This window comes from Luteibacter pinisoli (assembly GCF_006385595.1).
Classification (GTDB): domain Bacteria; phylum Pseudomonadota; class Gammaproteobacteria; order Xanthomonadales; family Rhodanobacteraceae; genus Luteibacter; species Luteibacter pinisoli.
Genome location: NZ_CP041046.1, coordinates 2263817 through 2279918, shown reverse-complemented (window position 1 = coordinate 2279918; position 16102 = coordinate 2263817). Strand labels below are relative to the sequence as shown.

The following is a 16102-nucleotide window of genomic DNA, read 5'->3' as shown; positions in this document are numbered from 1 at the left end:
CTTAGCCATTGGATTCCTTCGACCTCTTCGCCGCGCCTGACCAGCAGACGCAGCTCGGTGCCGAAGCCGTGTTGTTGCACGGCTTCGCGCTGCCGTCGGTGGACGACCTTGTGGCGGCCATCGCCGGCGTCGAGGCCATCTCGCCGTTGCGCCAGATGGTCACGCCCGGTGGCCTGCCCATGTCGGTGACGTCGACCAACTGCGGCATGCCGGGCTGGGTGACCGATCAGCGTGGCTATCGCTACACCTCGGTGGATCCTGAAACACGCAACCCCTGGCCGGTGATGCCGGAGGCCTTTGCCTCGCTGGCCATCCGGGCCGCGGCGGAAGCGGGGTTCGCCGGCTTCGAGCCCGATGCCTGCCTCATCAATCGTTACGTCCCGGGCGCACGCATGTCGCTGCATCAGGACAGGAACGAGCAGGATTTCGGCGCCCCGATCGTCTCCGTTTCCCTGGGCATGTCAGCCACCTTCCTCTTCGGTGGCCACGAGCGGTCCGACCGCGCGGCCAGGGTGGCCGTGCACCACGGCGACGTCGTGGTCTGGGGTGGGCCCGATCGCTTGCGTTACCACGGCATCATGCCGCTGAAGGATGTGCCGCACCCGTTGCTGGGAAGCGAGCGCATCAACCTGACGTTCCGCAAGGCAGGTTGAATCAGTCGGCGACGGCGTCCGCCACGACGTCTTCGTTGGCACGCGCCGCCAGGCGATAGGCGCGTGGCGACTCACCCACGGCGCGTTTGAACGCCGTACTGAACGCGCTCTCCGACGAATACCCCAGCTCCAGGGCCAACACGGCCACCGGCTTCTTTCCTTCGCGCAAGGCACGCGTGGCCAGGTGCATGCGCCAACCGCCGAGGTAGGCCAGCGGCGTGCTGCCGGCGACGTCGCGGAACCGGTTCGCGAACGAGGTCCGCGACATGGCGCAGGCGTCGGCAAGCTCATCGAGGCCCCACGACCGCGACGGGTCCGCATGCATCAGGCGCATGGCCGGGGCGATCCGTGGATCGCCGAGGGCACGCAACCAGCCCGCGGGCATGGGCCCCGAGGTCTGCAGGTGCGCGCGCAGGATCTGGATAAATAGCAGCTGCGACAGCTGCGCCGCGGCAAGCTGGTTGCCGGGCAGGTCGGTGCGCCGCTCGGCGACCAGCTCGGCCAGCAGCCAGCGGAAGGACGTCGCCTGCGGGGATTCGGCCGACACATGGATCCAGGCGGGGAGGACATCCGCGAGCAGGCGGCCGCTGGCAGGGTCCAGCAACACGTGGCCGCCGATGTGGGCGAAGTCGTTGCCATCGCCGAGCATCGCCACGGTTTTACCGGAGCCCGAGAACACGGCCATCGCGTCGAGCGGCGGCAGGTTCAGGTCGCTCGCAAGGACCAGGCGCCGCTTCGCCGTGATCAGGCCGACATCACCCGTGCCGAACCAGACCGGTGCGGGCTCACCTTCGATACTCACCCAGCATCCGCCTTTGACCACGGCAAAGAACTTGATGCTGGACGGCGCGGGGAAGGCGATTGCCCACGGGCCGCCGGCGGAAAAGCCGCCGGTGACCAGCGATTCGGCCTGGGTGAACCTGAGGATGTCGGAGAACGGATCGGCGCTCATACTTGTACTCGCGAGCAAGTAATCCGCACTCTATCGCATTCAACGTACGAAGTTCGATCCCTAAGCTTGTCGGCATTCCTTCACTGACAGGCTTATCCCATGGCGAACGAACGCGTCCTGGTCACCGGCGGCACCGGTTTTATCGCCCAGCACTGCATGGTGGCGCTCATCGAGCGCGGCTTCACGGTACGCACCACCGTGCGCACCCTTTCCCGCGAAACAGAAGTGCGCGATCACCTGCGCACCGCGGGCGTTGATGCGGGCGACCGACTCTCGTTTATCCGGGCTGATCTGAGCGAAGACGCGGGCTGGGCGGACGCTGTCGCCGGTTGCGCCTACGTCGTGCACGGCGCGTCGCCGACGCCGTCTGGCGATCAGGTAACGGAAGCGGACTGGGTGCGGCCGGCGGTCGACGGCAACCTTCGCGTGCTGAGGGCCGCGCGTGGCGCCGGCGTAAAGCGCGTCGTCCTGACCTCGGCCTTTGGCGCCATCGGGGCAGGGCACAAGGCCAGTCATCGCCGTCCCTTCGACGAGACGGACTGGAGTGATATCAGCGGCAACGTCTGGCTGTACCAGAAGTCGAAGACCCTCGCCGAGCGCGCGGCCTGGGAGTTCATCGCCGGCGAAGGCCAGGGCATGGAACTCGCCGCCGTGAACCCGACGGCCGTGATGGGCCCGGTGCTCGGCGCCGACTATTCGCACTCGATCCGGCTGATCAAGAACCTGCTGGAAGGCCAGCAGGGCGTGCCGAGGATCAACTCCGGATTCGTCGATGTGCGCGACGTGGCGGACCTGCACGTGCGCGCGATGCTCGACCCGGCGGCCGCGGGCGAACGCTTCGTGGCCACCGCGGGCGAAAGCCTGTGGATCGCCGACGTCGCCCGGATTCTCCGCGAACGGGTGGGCCCTGCGGCGGCCAGGGTCACCTCGAAGGTGCTTCCCAACTGGATCGTGCGAATGGCCGCCAAGTCGAATCCCGCCATGCGCTCGACCCTCCCTCTGCTCGGCATGGACCTCAACGTGACGGCGGCGAAAGCGGAGCGCTTGCTGGGGTGGAAGCCGCGTTCGCGGGAGGACGCGATCGTTGCCACGGCGGAGAGCCTGATCCGTCTCGGCCTGGTGTCCTGACCGAAGGCGGCGATAGGTTACGCTTGGCCCCATCGACTGAAAGGGACCTTCGGCGCGTGCAAACCCCGCTCTATCGCCGCATCCTCGGTGCATCCTTCGACACATTGCCTCCGCAGCTGCGCGAGCTCCACGGTTCGTGCGAACCACGAACCTGGTGGGGTCATGCGAACGTACGTCACGGCGGTGGTGTTCTTGCTCGCCTGGTTCGTGCGCTGATTGGATTTCCGGAAGAGGGTTCTGACGTGCCGTTGAGCGTGGCGTTCTCGCCCATCGGGGAAGGCGAACGCTGGACGCGCACCTTCGATGGCAAGCCTTTCCACTCGTATCAGTTCCCGGGAAAGGGTCGTGACGCGCTTCTGCTGGATGAGCGTTTCGGCCTCGCGACGTTCGCCCTGGCGCTCGTCGTCGACGGCGAACGGCTGGTGCTCATTCCGCGGCGCTGGTCGCTGCTTGGCATGCCGATGCCGGCGTTCCTGCTTCCCAGGGGGATCAGCTTCGAGCATGAGATCGACGGGCGGTTTTGTTTCGACGTGGAGATCTCGGCGCCGTTCGTGGGGCTGATCGTCGGTTACCGCGGTTCGCTCGTCGCGCTCGCCACCTGATCCAGGTTCGCGATCAGCCGCGTCAGCAGGCTGACGAGCTGCGTGGTTTCCTCGTCGGAGAATCCGCGCAGGGCATCCTGGTTGCCCTTCAACAGTACGGCGATGGCCTCGGGCAGGCGCGCCTCCGCCACCGCGGTCAACGTGATCTGGCTGCTGCGCCCATCGGATGGATCGGGGCTGCGCTGGATCAGGCCATCGCGTTCCATGCGCGCAAGCATCTGCGCCATCGGTGGCTGTTCCACGCGGGCGAAGCGGGCAAGGTCCCGTTGCGTACTGGCCTGGCCGTCGCGGAGCGCGACCAGCACAGGCAGGTGGCCTACGCCGAATCCCAGGGGTTTGAGCCGCGCTTCGCTGAGGCGGGTGAAGCCGCGCGCCGCGAGGCTAATCAGATGCCCCGGCGTTGAAAGTACCTCAAGGTCCATCACTTCCCCCTCTTGCCTTTGTCATGACCGACGCCTATAAACATACGTGCATATGTAAATTGGCGCAACACCACTCGTGACCCAGGAGCGAACCGATGGACGACGATATCCAGACCGTGATCCGCATGTACGACCGCTTCAACGCCCGCGACATCGATGGCGTCCTGGCCTCGCTCACCGATGACGTCGCCTGGGCCAACGGCATGGATGGCGGCCATGTCCACGGCCTCGAGGCGATCCGCGAGTACTGGACACGGCAGTGGGCCATGGTCAGCCCGAATGTGGAGCCGGTGGGCTTTTCCCGCACGGCGGATGGCGCCATCGTCGCCGAAGTACACCAGTCGATCCGCGACCTGGACGGCAACCCGTTGCAAGGCCAGACCCACGGCCTGAAAGACAAGACGGTTGGACACGTCTTTCATCTCCGCGCTGGCAAGGTGGCCCGATTCGACATCCAGGACATCGCGTAAATGACATCGTCCATCCTGCTTGTAGGCGCCTCGCGCGGTCTCGGTCACGCCATGGCCGCGGAGTTGCTCAAACGGGGTTGGGCTGTCACCGGCACGGTGCGTGGCACGGCGCAAACCCCGCTGCACGCGCTGGCCGCCGACTACCCGGGCCAGCTCACGATCGAGCATCTCGACATCACGCAGCCGGAAGACACCCGGGCGCTGAACCAGCGCCTTGCCGGCCAGCGGTTCGACATCCTTTTCGTCAATGCCGGCACGGCCAACGAAAACCCTGCCGAGACGATCGCCGAGGTGACCACCGACGAATTCATCCGCGTCATGGTGACCAATGCGTTGAGTCCGCTGCGTGTCGTCGAAGGCCTGCAAGATCATGTCGCGGACGACGGACTGATCGGCGTGATGTCGTCAGGGCAGGGCAGCATTGCCAACAACGAGCGTGGCGGCCGCGAGGTGTATCGCGGTAGCAAGGCGGCATTGAACCAGTACATGCGCAGCTACGCGGCGCGCCAGGCCGGCACGCCACGGGCACTCCTGCTCATGGCGCCGGGTTGGATCCGTACCGATCTTGGCGGCTCGGACGCGCCGTTCACGATGGAAGAGACCATTCCCTCCATCGTCGATACCGTGCTGGCCAAGCGGGGCCGTCCCGGCCTCGAATACCTCGACCGGGACGGGGCGACCGTGCCCTGGTAGGGGCCGGCGTCGCAGGGCTCGTCAGCCGAGGCGCATCGACAGCTCGACATCCTCGGAGAACGGCACCGAGAGATAGCCGCTTGCCGGCGCGCGCACCCGCGCCATGTACTCGGGGCTGTAGTCGGCGTTGTCGGCGATGACCAGGGCGCCCGGGCGCAGTCGTGATTCAAGCAATGCCAGGATGTCCGGGTACAGCGACTTCGCACCGTCCAGCAGGACAAGGTCGATGCGTTCGGGGAGGTCCACGGCCAGCGTCTGCAAGGCATCGCCTTCGCGAATCTCCACCAGGTCGATGACGCCACCGGCCGTGAGGTGCTCGCGGGCGCGGGCCACCTTGGAGGCTTCGAATTCCGTGGTGATCAGCTGGCCGCCACCGTTGTCACGGAGCGCAGCGGCGAGGTGCAGCGTGGAAATGCCGAACGACGTACCGAACTCGACGATGGTGCGTGCGTGGGTGCTGCGGGTGAGCATGTAGAGCAGGGCGCCGGTCTCGCGGGAGACGGGCAAGGGCATGTCTTTCATCGCCCCGTAGAATGCGCGGTATTCGGTTTTGCTCTGCATCAGGCGGGTATGGTCGCCGTCGGCCATGGTCGCGAGGGCGGGGTTGTCAGCCCAGGACACCTGGTCGGCTTCGTGGAAAAGGCGGTCGATCAGGCCGGCGAGGGGTGCCGTGGTTAGGGTGGTCATGCGGTGCTCCGGTTGCAGTGTGTGAGGGCCGGATTAGAATGTGACGAATCCGTCAGGTTTTCTATTCGCGTTCCCGGAGCCCCATGGCCAGCCCTGCCAATCCGCCGATTTCCTCGCGAAAACAGCCCAAACAGGCGCGCTCCAGCGACCTGGTCGCGGCCATCCTCGAGGCCGCAGCTCAGGTTTTGGCGAAGGAAGGCGCCGCCCGGTTCACCACCGCGCGCGTGGCCGAGCGGGCCGGGGTGAGCGTGGGCTCGGTCTATCAGTACTTTCCCAACAAGGCCGCCATCCTCTTCCGCCTGCAGAGCGACGAATGGCGCCAGACCAGCGCGATGCTCGCCGACACGCTGGCCGACGACGGCCACCCGCCTCTCGAGCGGCTTCGTCGCCTCGTCCACGGATTCATCCGCTCGGAATGCGACGAGGCCGACATGCGCGTCGCCCTGGACGATGCCGCGCCGCTCTATCGCGACGCGCCCGAAGCGCGCGAAGCAAAAGCCTCGGGCGAGCAGGCGTTCCATACGTTCATGCGCGAAGCATTGCCCAAGGCCGATGACGCCACGCGGACGATGGCCGTCTCGTTAATCGTGTCGACCCTCAGCGCGGTGGGGAAGGACTTCTCATCAAGTCCACGAGACGCCGATGCGATCAGTGCGTTCAGTGATGCGATGGCGGATATGTTTTGTGCTTACTTGCGGAGCCTTCCCGGAGCTCGTTGACCGGCGTTAAACCGCCCCCGCCGTGCGCGCCACATCGGCCGCCGGCGGCGCACCGAACAGCCGCTTGTAGTCACGGGTGAACTGCGACTGGCTGTCGTAACCCACGCTCGCGGCTACTGCGCTGGCCGACTTCGGCTCGGCCAGCAACATCCGTCGCGCTTCCTGCAGGCGCAGCTTGGTGCGGTATTGCACGGGCGTCATCAGCGTGATCGCCTTGAAGTGCCGATGGAACGACGTGACGCTCATGCCGGCCACGTCGGCCAGCACGTCGATGGACATCGGCGCGGCGTAGTGGCTCTTGATCCACTGCGTTGCCCGGCCGATCTGTGCGACGTGCGAGCCGCTCAGCGCAAGCTGGCGTAGCGTGCCCGCGAGGCCGCCGCGGAACAGTCGGTAGTAAATCTCCTGGACCACGAGCGGCCCTAGAAAGGCGATGTCGTCGGGGTGGTCGAGAAGATCGAGCAGGCGCGAGAACGGTTCGAGCAGATCGCTCGTCATCCGCGCGCTGGTCACGCCAGCCGGTGCCGCGGCAGGGCCGTCCTTCACGGGTAGGCGTGCCATCGCTTCGGCCAGGGCGTCGCGGTCGATATCCAGGCTGAGCGCGAGGTGCGCGCCGCCGTCCGGCGCCAGGAAAACCTGCGAGCACACCGGCAATTCCACGGTGACCAGCAGGAAGGTGGACGTGTCCGCCAGGAAGGGCGCGTCGCCCGCGGCAACCGTTTTGCTGCCGCGCAGGATCACCACCATGCGTGGCCGGTAGAAGGTGTGCGCCGGGTGCATGGCCTGGGTGATGCGGTAGAGGGTGAGGCCGGGCAGGGCCGTTTCCTGCCGCGGGTGCGCGGCATGGCGCTCCACGGCGTCGCACATGCGTTCGAGGGTCTGGTCCATGCCGCCATTATGGACCCCCTGCCGCCATCACCTGAACGGGTTCGGCATGACTTTGGCAGGATCGTGCAAAACACTGGCAGCATCGGGGTAGCTGGAGAGGCCGTCCGGGGCCATCCTTTTGGGGGTACCCCACGAAGGAACCCCCATGTCCGACTCCAAGATCTGGTTTATCACCGGCTGCTCCACCGGCTTCGGCCGCGAACTGGCCCAGCAGGCCCTGTCCCGCGGCGATCGCGTCGTGCTCACCGCCCGCAAGCCCGAGCAGGTGGAAGACATCGCCGCGAAACACCCGGATACCGCCCTGGTGCTGCCGCTGGATGTCACCAGCGAGCAGGCCATCGTCAAGGCCGTCGCCGCCGCCGAGGCACACTTTGGCCAGATCGACGTGCTGGTGAACAACGCTGGCTACGGTTACTTCTCGGCCATTGAAGAGGGCGAGGACGACGAGGTCCGCCGCCAGTTCGAAACCAACGTCTTCGGCCTCATGTCACTCACCCGCCACGTCCTGCCCGGCATGCGCAAGCGTCGCAGCGGCCACATCGTCAATGTCTCGTCCATCGGCGGCCTGGTGGCCTTCCCGGCCACGGGTTACTACCACGCCACGAAGTGGGCGGTGGAAGGTTTCTCCGAATCGCTGTCGAAGGAAGTGGCGCCGCTGGGCATCAAGGTGACTATCGTCGAGCCGGGCCGTTTCCGCACGGACTGGGCCGGGCGCTCGGTGATCGAGTCGAAGACGGTGATCGACGACTACGACGCCACCGCCGGCCTGCGCCGCCGCCAGGCGAAGGAATACACCGGCAACCAGCCGGGTGATCCGGCTCGCGGCGCCGCCGCCATCATCACGGTGGTGAACGAAGCCCAGCCGCCGTTACGCCTGCTGCTGGGCTCGGACGCCTATAAGTTCGCCAGCGACCGTCTCGAGGAACTTCGTAGCAACTTCGAGGCGTGGAAAGACCTTTCGACGGGTACGGACTTCCCCGCCTGACCGGCCTTAGCGCTTGCCGATGCTGGACGATTCTTCCCACAGATCGACCCCGCCGTCGCGGGCGTGCTGGTCGATCTCGGCAAGCTCTTCCTTGCTGAAGGAGAGGTTCTTCACCGCGTCGAGCGAATCATCCAGCTGCTCGACCGTGCGTGCACCAATCAGCGACGAGGTGACGCGCGCGTCGCGCAGTGTCCAGGCAATCGCCATCTGGGCGAGGGTCTGGCCACGCTTCTGAGCCATGCCGTTGAGCGCGCGGATCTGCTTCAGGTTCTGCTCGCTCAGCATGTCCGTGTTCATCGAATCGCCACGGGTGACGCGAGCATCGGCAGGGATGCCGTTGAGGTACTTGCTGGTCAGCATGCCCTGGGCCAGCGGCGAGAACGCGATGCAGCCGGTGCCGAGCTCGCCGAGGGTATCCAGCAGGCCGTTCTCGATCGTGCGGTTGAGCATGGAATAGTTCGGCTGATGGATGAACAGCGGCACGTTCTCCGCGGCAAGGATGGCGGCGGCTTCGCGGGTCAGCTCGGGCGAGTACGACGAGATGCCGACATACAGCGCCTTGCCCTGGCGATGCAGGTGCACCAGCGCGTTCATCGTCTCGTCCAGCGGCGTGTCCGGATCCACGCGGTGCGAGTAGAAGATGTCGACGTAGTCCAGCCCCATGCGGCGAAGGCTCTGCTCGCAGCTGGCGATCAGGTGCTTGCGCGTACCGGTCGGGCCGCCGTAGGGGCCCGGCCACATGTCCCAGCCCGCCTTCGACGAAATGACCAGCTCATCGCGGTGTGCGGCGAAGTCCGCGGCAAACCAGCGGCCGAAGTTCTCTTCCGCCGAGCCGTACGGCGGCCCGTAGTTATTCGCGAGGTCGAAATGCGTCACCCCGCGGTCGAACGCGCGGCGCAGGATCGCGCGCCCGGTCTCAAACCGGTCCACGCCGCCAAAGTTCTGCCACAGGCCCAACGACACGGCCGGCAACACCAGGCCGCTCCGGCCAACACGGCGGTAGGGCATCTGGCCGTCGTAACGGGAAGGGTCGGCAACGTAGCTCATCGGGGGATCCTTGCGTGGGGACGTGAGGGGTAGGTGACTTGCTGATGGTAACGGGTTGCCCGGTACATACCATCGTTTGGTTGCCCTTGCGCCGCCGCGAAAATGGCCCAACGCTTAGGGCATCACTTTTCGAGCAGGGATTCCCGTGGCCTCTTCCGTCCTGTTTTCCCCCGTGACCGTTCGCGGCCATGAGCTGGCTAACCGCATCATCGTGGCGCCGATGTGCCAGTACTCGGCCATCGATGGCCAGATGAACGACTGGCATGTGATCCACCTGGGCCAGCTCGCGCTCTCGGGCGCGGCGCTGCTCACGATCGAGGCCACCGGCGTGTTGCCGGAGGGGAGGATCACCTGGGGCGACGTGGGCCTGTACGACGACGCCACCGAAGAGGCCATGCGCCGCACCCTCGAGGGCGTCCGCGGCTGGTCGGACATCCCGGTGGTCATCCAGCTGAACCATGCGGGCCGCAAGGCTTCCACGGAAACGCCCTGGGCCGGTGGCGCACAGCTGGCCCCTGGCACGCCCCATGGCTGGCAGACGGTTGCCCCCTCGGCCGTGCCGTTCCAGGAGGGGCAGGTGCCCCCGCTGGCCCTCGATGAGGCGGGACTGCAGCGGATCAAGGACGCGTTCGTCGCGTCGGCCCTGCGTGCCGTTCGCATCGGCATCGATGGCGTGCAGCTGCACAGCGCGCATGGCTATCTCCTGCACCAGTTCCTGTCGCCGCTGTCCAACCAGCGCACCGATGTCTACGGCGGCTCCCTCGAAAACCGCATGCGATTCCCGCTGGAAGTGTTCGATGCGGTCCGCGCCGCGCTGCCGGCCGACAAGCTGCTCACGGTACGCGTTTCCGCCACCGATTGGGTGGAGGGCGGCTGGGATCTTGAGCAGACCATCGTCTACGCGAAAGCCCTTGAGGCACGCGGCTGCGATGCCATCCACGTCTCGACCGGCGGCCTGCATCCCGCGCAGAAGATCGCCGTCGGCCCGGGCTACCAGGTGCCGTTCGCGCGCGGTGTGAAGCAGGCGGTAACGATGCCGGTGGTGGCGGTGGGCCTCATTACCGAGCCGGAGCACGCGGAGGCCATCGTCGCCCACGGCGACGCCGACATGGTCGCGCTGGCCCGCACCATCCTCTACGACCCGCGCTGGCCGTGGCATGCCGCCGCGCAGCTGGGTGGGCAGGTGAGGGCGCCAAAGCAATACCTGCGCTCGCAGCCGTCGCGGCACCGCCACCTGTTCCACACCGACGCGGCGATCAGCCCCGACGCCCACTGGACGAAGGGCCCGGACGGTCGCTACACGTGATGCGGCCGCCGCAAGGTCATGCTTACGTAGGATGGCCTTGCCGGCACGGGCATCGGTAAACTCGGAGGTCACCGGACCAAGGAGTCAGTGTCATGGCCGCACCCGTCCCTCCGTTTACCCTCGAATCCGCCACGCAGAAGGTTCGTCTTGCCGAGGACGGCTGGAACAGCCGCGACCCGGCCCGCGTGTCGCTGGTGTACACACCGGATAGCGAATGGCGTAACCGCGCCGAGTTCGTACATGGCCGCGCGCAGATCGTCGAGTTCCTCACCCGCAAGTGGGCGAAGGAACTCGACTACCGCCTGATCAAGGAGCTGTGGGCCTTCACCGGTGATCGCATCGCCGTGCGCTTCGCGTACGAGTGGCACGACGACAGCAACAACTGGTACCGCTCCTACGGCAACGAGAACTGGGAGTTCGGCGACGATGGCCTGATGCACCACCGCTATGCGTGCATCAACGACATGCCGATGAAGGAAGCCGACCGCAAGTTCCACTGGCCGCTCGGTCGCCGTCCGGACGACCATCCCAGCCTCTCGGACCTGGGGCTCTGATGGCGGCCGCGACGAAGGAAAAAGTCCGCTGCACCTGGGCGGGCAGCGACGCGCTGTACGCCGAGTACCACGACACCGAATGGGGCGTGCCGCTCCATGACAGCCGCATGCTGTGGGAACAGCTGATGCTGGAAGGGTTCCAGGCGGGCCTGTCGTGGATCACGATCCTGCGCAAGCGCGAAAACTTCCGCAAGGCGTTCAAGAACTTCGATCCGGTGAAGGTGGCACGTTTCACCGAAAAGGATATCGAGAGGCTGCTTGGTGACGAGGGCATCATCCGCTCGCGGGCCAAGATCGAAGCCACCATCCAGGGCGCGAAGATCTACCTGGACATGCAGGCAAAGGGCGAGGATTTCACGGCCTACTGCTGGTCCTTCACCAAGGGCAAGGTGCTCCGTGGCGATGGCAAGACGGTGCATGCGCAAACGCCCCTCTCGGCCGAGATCTCCAAGGACATGAAGAAGCGCGGCTTCAAGTTCGTCGGCCCGACCATCGTCTATGCCTGGATGCAGGCGGTGGGCATCGTGGATGACCACGCCCGCGCCTGCTTCCGTTACAAGGCTCAGTAAGAACCGGGTGGGGCCTTCTCGCCCCACCAGCCTTCCTCCGGCCGGTGGTGGGCCTTGAGGCCGCCGTAGAAGGTGAGCGCACGCAGCGCCCACTGCCGCGACACCCCGAGGAGATAACCCAGCGGCGCCTTCAGGTGGTCCATCACGGCGTGGCGGCCCGGATAGGTCGGCTGCATGCCGAAGTATTTGCGGCAGACGCGATTCAGCTGGTGGACGCGCGCGTTGCGCACGGTATGGCTGGTGTAGAAGGTGACGCCGATGGAGATCGAGACGCCGTCATCGCCATGCACCCAGCCGGTATCCGAGCGCGTCATGTGCGGTGAGGTGGTGGGGAAATACACGCCGTCGCCGGGGCCGCTGTCGAAATCGTGGCTGGTGGCGCGCGAGCTGTCCTTCAGGCGCACATCCCGCAGCGTGTGGCTCACGATGAAGTCTTCCACGTGTGCGGCACTCACCGCCTCGCGATCTTCCGGCTCCCATACGCTGAGCGTCTTGCGGCCGTGCAGCTGCATCCAGAAGTTGTTTTCGCGATCGATGTGGAACGGCGTCACCGACGGCGGCGCGGAGATGAATATGAAGCCGGTGACGTTGAAGATGCCCGGCTGTTCCTTCTCGATCAGCGGGCGCAGGCCATCGATGATCTGTTCGAGCAGCGCCTGGTAACGCGGCACCGCTTCGATGTTGTAGAGCGCGATCCATGAGCCGCTTTCGTTGATGTGCTCGAACACGTCCTCAAGGTCGCGCCCGTCGGTGGGGCGCGGCTCATGGCGGAACGCCGAATCCTGCTGCATGCCCGGGCGGATGAACCGGCATTGCTCACGTGGCATCAGCTCACGGGCGAGGTTGGCCAGCTCGGGCAGCTGGAAAAGCGGGTGGCGGTGGAAGTTGTGCCGCAGCCGGGTAATCCGGTGCGTGGAGAACCCCGCGGGGTCCAGGGGCCACACGATATGCGGCTCGTCGTTCGCGCATTGATCCATGGTGACGCTCCCCTCGAAAACATGGCCCCTGCCTACGGGAAAAGCGTCGTACTAACCTGCGGCCTCTGCCACACGACGGACGGCCTAAGCGCAAGGTACAGCGCTGCCGGCCGCCGGTGGCTGGGGGATCAGCCCGCCCTGGCCAGGCGCGAGGCCGCGACCGGCAGGTTGCGGAAAGCGACGCCCAGGCGGTTGAAGGCGCTCATCAGGGCGATGGCCACGGAGAGGTCGGCCAGCTCCTTGTCGCTGAACACGGCCGCCGCGGCGGCGTAATCCTCGTCCGGCACGCCGGTCTCGGCGACGTTCGCGACGGATTCCGTCCAGGCCAGGGCCGCCTGCTCGCGGGCGCTGAACACGTCGCCGGCTTCGCGCCAGGCCGAGGTGAGGATCAGTTTCTCGAACGGGACGCCGTGCTTGTTCAGATCCTGCGAGTGCATGTCGATGCAGTAGGCGCAGCTGTTGATCTGGGAAACGCGCAGGTAGACGAGGTCCACCAGGTTCTTGTCCAGGCCGCTCTGGGCGAGGTAACCGTGGACGGTGAGGAAACCCTGGGCGGCCTCGGGGGAGGCCTTCATGTAGTTGACGCGCTTGCTCATGGCGATAACTCCGGCAGAGGGTGGGGTGGTTCGGTATGGGTGTAGCGTGCGCCGCGCATGGGCCAGTCGGTAGAGCCAAGAATCCGTTCGCGCGATGTACCATCGCCGGCATGGACAGCGCCTTTGGCATTCGCATCGACCGGGAGGGGCGACAGTCGCTGTCGGCCCAGATCGCCACGGGCATTCGCCTGGCGATCAGCGAAGGCCGCCTCGCCCCCGGCGCGCGCCTGCCCTCGTGGAACGACCTCGCCGCCCAGCTGGGCGTGGCCAGGGGGACCGTCCGAATGGCCTATGAGGAGCTGGCCGACGCGCAGTTCGTGGTGCCCTCGGGCGCCGCCGGCACGCGCGTGGCGAAGCGGCTGCCGGTCAGCCGCCCCGAGCCGGAGGTGGCGAAGACACGGCCATCCTTCGGCGCGTTTCCCGCGGGAGCGACGAGTCCCTTGCCGTTCCAGCTGGGCGTGCCGGCGGTGGATCTCTTCCCCCATGCGCTGTGGGCGCGGCTGCTGTCGCAGGCCGTGCGTGACACGGCGGTGACCCAGGCCGATTACCCCGATCCGCGTGGCGAGGCCGGCCTGCGCGCCGAGATCGCGGGCTACCTGGCCGTGGCCCGCGGGCTCGCCTGCCATCCGTCGCAGGTGTTCGTCACCCACGGCTACACCGGTGCGCTCAGCGCGATCCTACGGGTGCTACGCGTGCAGGGCGCCGATGCCTGGTTTGAAGAGCCGGGATATCCCTTCGCACGCACGGCGCTGGGTTGGGCTGGGCTGCGGGCCGTGCCCGTGCCGGTGGACACCGAGGGCCTGGACGTGGACGCGGGCAGGGCGCTCGCGCCGCACGCGGCCGTGGCCCTGGTCACGCCCGGCCAGCAGGCCCCGCTGGGCGTGACGATGTCCCTCGAGCGCCGCCTGGCGCTGCTGGACTGGGTGCATGGCGCGGAGCGCTGGATCATCGAAGACGATTACCTGGGTGAACTGCAGCTGGCCCGCCGCGCGGCGCCCGCGCTCGCCACCATGGATCGCGACCGCGTGATCCATATCGGTACCTTCAGCAAGACCATCGCGCCGGGCCTGCGCATGGGCTATGTCGTGGTGCCGCCGGCGCTCGTCGCGCCCATGCAGGAGGTGGCCGGCACGCTGGAACCGGCGCCGCCGCCGGTGATGCAACGCGCGGTGGAAGCCTTCCTCCACGATGGCCACTACCTGCGACACCTGCGACGCATGAAGCGTGCGTACGCCAGCCGCCGCGATGCCATCACAGCGGCGCTGGCCCGCGCAGGGCTGGCCAGTGAGAACGCCGGCCTGTCCGTGCGTGTCCCGCTGCCGGAGGGCACGAACGATGCCGCCCTGGCGCGTGCCGCGCACGCCGCCGAGCTCTCACCGCTACCGTTCTCGGCCTGGTTCGCTGGTGCGGTGAAGCCATCCGCCTTGTTGTTGGGCGTCACCAATGTCCCCGAAAGCCAGGCCCAGCTCCTGGTCGATCGCCTCGCCGCGGTGATCCGCGGTGCGACGGGCTAGAATGTGCGGCTAGCCACGGAGCCTCCCTTGACCAGTACCCCCGACACGCCCACGCCGTTCACTGACGAAGATCGCGTCTGGATGGCCCGCGCGCTGGAACTGGCGGCGCATGCGCGCGATGCCGAGGGCGAGGTGCCGGTAGGCGCCGTGCTGGTGGTGGATGGCCAGGCCGTTGGCCTCGGCTGGAACCGCAACATCACGCTGAACGATCCGACGGCGCATGCCGAGATCCAGGCCCTGCGTGCGGCGGGCGACGCGTTGCAGAACTACCGGTTCCCGGGTGCCACGCTCTACGTCACGCTGGAGCCCTGCGCCATGTGCGCGATGGCCATGGTTCACGCACGCATCGGCCGCGTGGTGTACGGCGCCACCGATCCGAAAACCGGTGCGGCCGGCAGTGTCTTCGACACCCTGGTGTCTGAGAAGCACAACCATCGGGTCAGCGTGGTCGGTGGGCTGGAAGCCGAGACCGCCGGCGACATGCTTCGCCAGTTCTTCCGCGCGCGCCGCTAGGCGAACGACGCCAGGGCGTCGCTCACGTTGTGCGGCACCTTCAATGTCAGCAAGGCATCGGCGCGGGTCACGCCCAGGTTGATGGACGCGATGGGCAAGCCCTTGCGCGAGGCTTCCAGGACGAAGCGGTAGCCGGAATACACCATCAGCGAGGAGCCGACGACGAGCATCGCATCGGCGCGCTCCAGGTGCGCCCATGCAGTATCGACGCGTGCGCGCGGCACGTTTTCGCCGAAGAACACCACATCCGGCTTGAGAATCCCGCCGCATACGGTGCACGGCGGGACGCTGAAGGTTGAGAAGTCGACGCCATCGAGGTCCGCGTCGCCGTCCGGCGCCACGCGCGCACTGAGCTGGAGCCAGTCGGGGTTGGCATCTTCAAGACGGCGCTGCATCACGTCGCGGCGGGTGATGTCGCCGCATTGCATGCAGCGCACGCGATCCATCCGGCCATGGAGGTCCACCACGTTGAGGCTGCCCGCGGCTTCGTGCAGGCCATCGACGTTCTGCGTGAGCAGCAGCTCGATGCGTCCCTGTTTCTCAAGATGGGCCAGGGCGCGGTGAGCCACGTTGGGCAGCACGGCGCCGAAATGCCGCCAACCGATCATGGCGCGGGCCCAGTAGCGGGCCCGCGCGGGTTCGCCGCTCATGAACAGCTGCAGGGTCATCGGCGGGCTGCGTTTCCACTCGCCCTGGCCGTCGCGGTAGTCGGGGATGCCCGACGCCGTGCTGATGCCGGCGCCGGTCAGCACGAACAGGCGCGGGTGCGCCGCGACAAAGTCGCGCAGCGGGTCGAGGGACGGATCCGGGGTAACGTTGGCGTTCAC

At 66.9% G+C, this 16102-nt stretch carries 19 protein-coding genes and 1 pseudogene; 12 read left to right on the top strand and 8 right to left on the bottom strand.

Annotation, left to right across the window (positions count from 1 at the left end; genetic code table 11):
- The first annotated feature begins 8 nt into the window (after positions 1 to 8).
- Positions 9 to 653 carry a DNA oxidative demethylase AlkB gene (gene alkB, locus FIV34_RS10340; RefSeq protein WP_139982411.1) on the top strand — a complete coding sequence of 215 codons (645 nt, stop codon included), beginning with the start codon at positions 9 to 11 and terminating at the stop codon, positions 651 to 653.
- Position 654: 1 nt separating this feature from the next.
- On the opposite strand, the gene FIV34_RS10335 is transcribed toward alkB, so the two are convergent.
- Positions 655 to 1605 carry an AraC family transcriptional regulator gene (locus FIV34_RS10335; RefSeq protein ID WP_139982409.1) on the bottom strand — a complete coding sequence of 317 codons (951 nt, stop codon included), beginning with the start codon at positions 1603 to 1605 and terminating at the stop codon, positions 655 to 657.
- 99 nt (positions 1606 to 1704) lie between these two features.
- Between FIV34_RS10335 and FIV34_RS10330 the strand changes: the two genes are divergently transcribed.
- Together FIV34_RS10330 and FIV34_RS10325 are read left to right on the top strand one after the other, a co-directional pair.
- Positions 1705 to 2733, top strand: coding sequence for an SDR family oxidoreductase (locus tag FIV34_RS10330; protein WP_139982406.1), 1029 nt, complete (start codon positions 1705 to 1707; stop codon positions 2731 to 2733).
- A gap of 56 nt (positions 2734 to 2789) precedes the next feature.
- On the top strand, positions 2790 to 3335 hold the full coding sequence (locus FIV34_RS10325; RefSeq protein ID WP_170207572.1) for a DUF4166 domain-containing protein: 546 nt from the start codon (positions 2790 to 2792) through the stop codon (positions 3333 to 3335).
- Here the strand turns inward: FIV34_RS10325 and FIV34_RS10320 are convergent.
- Positions 3302 to 3757, bottom strand: a complete 456-nt coding sequence (locus FIV34_RS10320) for a MarR family winged helix-turn-helix transcriptional regulator (protein ID WP_139982400.1) — start codon at positions 3755 to 3757, stop codon at positions 3302 to 3304. The genes FIV34_RS10325 and FIV34_RS10320 overlap by 34 nt on opposite strands.
- Before the next feature lie 95 nt (positions 3758 to 3852).
- Here FIV34_RS10320 and FIV34_RS10315 point away from each other — a divergent pair, with 95 nt between their 5' ends.
- Together FIV34_RS10315 and FIV34_RS10310 are read left to right on the top strand one after the other, a co-directional pair.
- A complete protein-coding gene (locus FIV34_RS10315) occupies positions 3853 to 4227 on the top strand; it encodes a nuclear transport factor 2 family protein (RefSeq protein WP_139982397.1) in 375 nt (124 codons plus the stop codon).
- Positions 4228 to 4920 carry an SDR family NAD(P)-dependent oxidoreductase gene (locus FIV34_RS10310; RefSeq protein ID WP_139982394.1) on the top strand — a complete coding sequence of 231 codons (693 nt, stop codon included), beginning with the start codon at positions 4228 to 4230 and terminating at the stop codon, positions 4918 to 4920. It begins immediately after the preceding gene.
- Between the two features lie 21 nt (positions 4921 to 4941).
- On the opposite strand, the gene FIV34_RS10305 is transcribed toward FIV34_RS10310, so the two are convergent.
- Positions 4942 to 5607: an O-methyltransferase gene (locus FIV34_RS10305; protein WP_139982391.1), complete on the bottom strand. Its 666-nt coding sequence runs from the start codon at positions 5605 to 5607 to the stop codon at positions 4942 to 4944.
- Between the two features lie 83 nt (positions 5608 to 5690).
- On the opposite strand from FIV34_RS10305, the gene FIV34_RS10300 reads away from it, so the two are divergent.
- Complete coding sequence (locus FIV34_RS10300; RefSeq protein WP_139982388.1) at positions 5691 to 6326, top strand: TetR/AcrR family transcriptional regulator; 636 nt, start codon at positions 5691 to 5693, stop codon at positions 6324 to 6326.
- A gap of 6 nt (positions 6327 to 6332) precedes the next feature.
- Here the strand turns inward: FIV34_RS10300 and FIV34_RS10295 are convergent, their stop codons facing one another.
- Entirely contained in the window at positions 6333 to 7214 is an 882-nt protein-coding gene (locus FIV34_RS10295; RefSeq protein ID WP_139982385.1) for an AraC family transcriptional regulator, read from the bottom strand.
- Positions 7215 to 7359: 145 nt separating this feature from the next.
- Here FIV34_RS10295 and FIV34_RS10290 point away from each other — a divergent pair, with 145 nt between their 5' ends.
- Positions 7360 to 8199: an oxidoreductase gene (locus FIV34_RS10290; RefSeq protein WP_139982382.1), complete on the top strand. Its 840-nt coding sequence runs from the start codon at positions 7360 to 7362 to the stop codon at positions 8197 to 8199.
- Between the two features lie 6 nt (positions 8200 to 8205).
- Here FIV34_RS10290 and mgrA read toward each other — a convergent pair whose 3' ends face one another.
- A complete protein-coding gene (gene mgrA / locus FIV34_RS10285; protein WP_139982380.1) occupies positions 8206 to 9246 on the bottom strand; it encodes an L-glyceraldehyde 3-phosphate reductase in 1041 nt (346 codons plus the stop codon).
- A 139-nt stretch (positions 9247 to 9385) separates the two neighbouring features.
- On the opposite strand from mgrA, the pseudogene FIV34_RS10280 reads away from it, so the two are divergent.
- From FIV34_RS10280 to FIV34_RS10270, 3 genes and pseudogenes are all read left to right on the top strand, one after another.
- A pseudogene (locus FIV34_RS10280) lies at positions 9386 to 10492 on the top strand (NADH:flavin oxidoreductase/NADH oxidase); the annotation flags it as partial.
- Positions 10493 to 10644: 152 nt separating this feature from the next.
- Positions 10645 to 11106 (top strand): nuclear transport factor 2 family protein, encoded by a 462-nt coding sequence (locus tag FIV34_RS10275; protein ID WP_139982374.1) that lies wholly within the window; start codon positions 10645 to 10647, stop codon positions 11104 to 11106.
- Entirely contained in the window at positions 11106 to 11675 is a 570-nt protein-coding gene (locus FIV34_RS10270; RefSeq protein WP_139982371.1) for a DNA-3-methyladenine glycosylase I, read from the top strand. The genes FIV34_RS10275 and FIV34_RS10270 overlap by 1 nt, the downstream gene beginning before the upstream one ends.
- Here FIV34_RS10270 and FIV34_RS10265 read toward each other — a convergent pair.
- Together FIV34_RS10265 and FIV34_RS10260 are read right to left on the bottom strand one after the other, a co-directional pair.
- Entirely contained in the window at positions 11669 to 12652 is a 984-nt protein-coding gene (locus tag FIV34_RS10265) for a JmjC domain-containing protein (protein WP_139982368.1), read from the bottom strand. The genes FIV34_RS10270 and FIV34_RS10265 overlap by 7 nt on opposite strands.
- A gap of 128 nt (positions 12653 to 12780) precedes the next feature.
- Positions 12781 to 13248 (bottom strand): carboxymuconolactone decarboxylase family protein, encoded by a 468-nt coding sequence (locus tag FIV34_RS10260; RefSeq protein WP_139982365.1) that lies wholly within the window; start codon positions 13246 to 13248, stop codon positions 12781 to 12783.
- A gap of 110 nt (positions 13249 to 13358) precedes the next feature.
- On the opposite strand from FIV34_RS10260, the gene pdxR reads away from it, so the two are divergent.
- Positions 13359 to 14762, top strand: coding sequence for a MocR-like pyridoxine biosynthesis transcription factor PdxR (gene pdxR, locus FIV34_RS10255; RefSeq protein ID WP_139982362.1), 1404 nt, complete (start codon positions 13359 to 13361; stop codon positions 14760 to 14762).
- Positions 14763 to 14843: 81 nt separating this feature from the next.
- Positions 14844 to 15275 carry a tRNA adenosine(34) deaminase TadA gene (tadA, locus tag FIV34_RS10250; protein ID WP_139985865.1) on the top strand — a complete coding sequence of 144 codons (432 nt, stop codon included), beginning with the start codon at positions 14844 to 14846 and terminating at the stop codon, positions 15273 to 15275.
- Here the strand turns inward: tadA and FIV34_RS10245 are convergent.
- Positions 15272 to 16102, bottom strand: a complete 831-nt coding sequence (locus FIV34_RS10245; RefSeq protein ID WP_211352748.1) for an NAD-dependent protein deacetylase — start codon at positions 16100 to 16102, stop codon at positions 15272 to 15274. The genes tadA and FIV34_RS10245 overlap by 4 nt on opposite strands.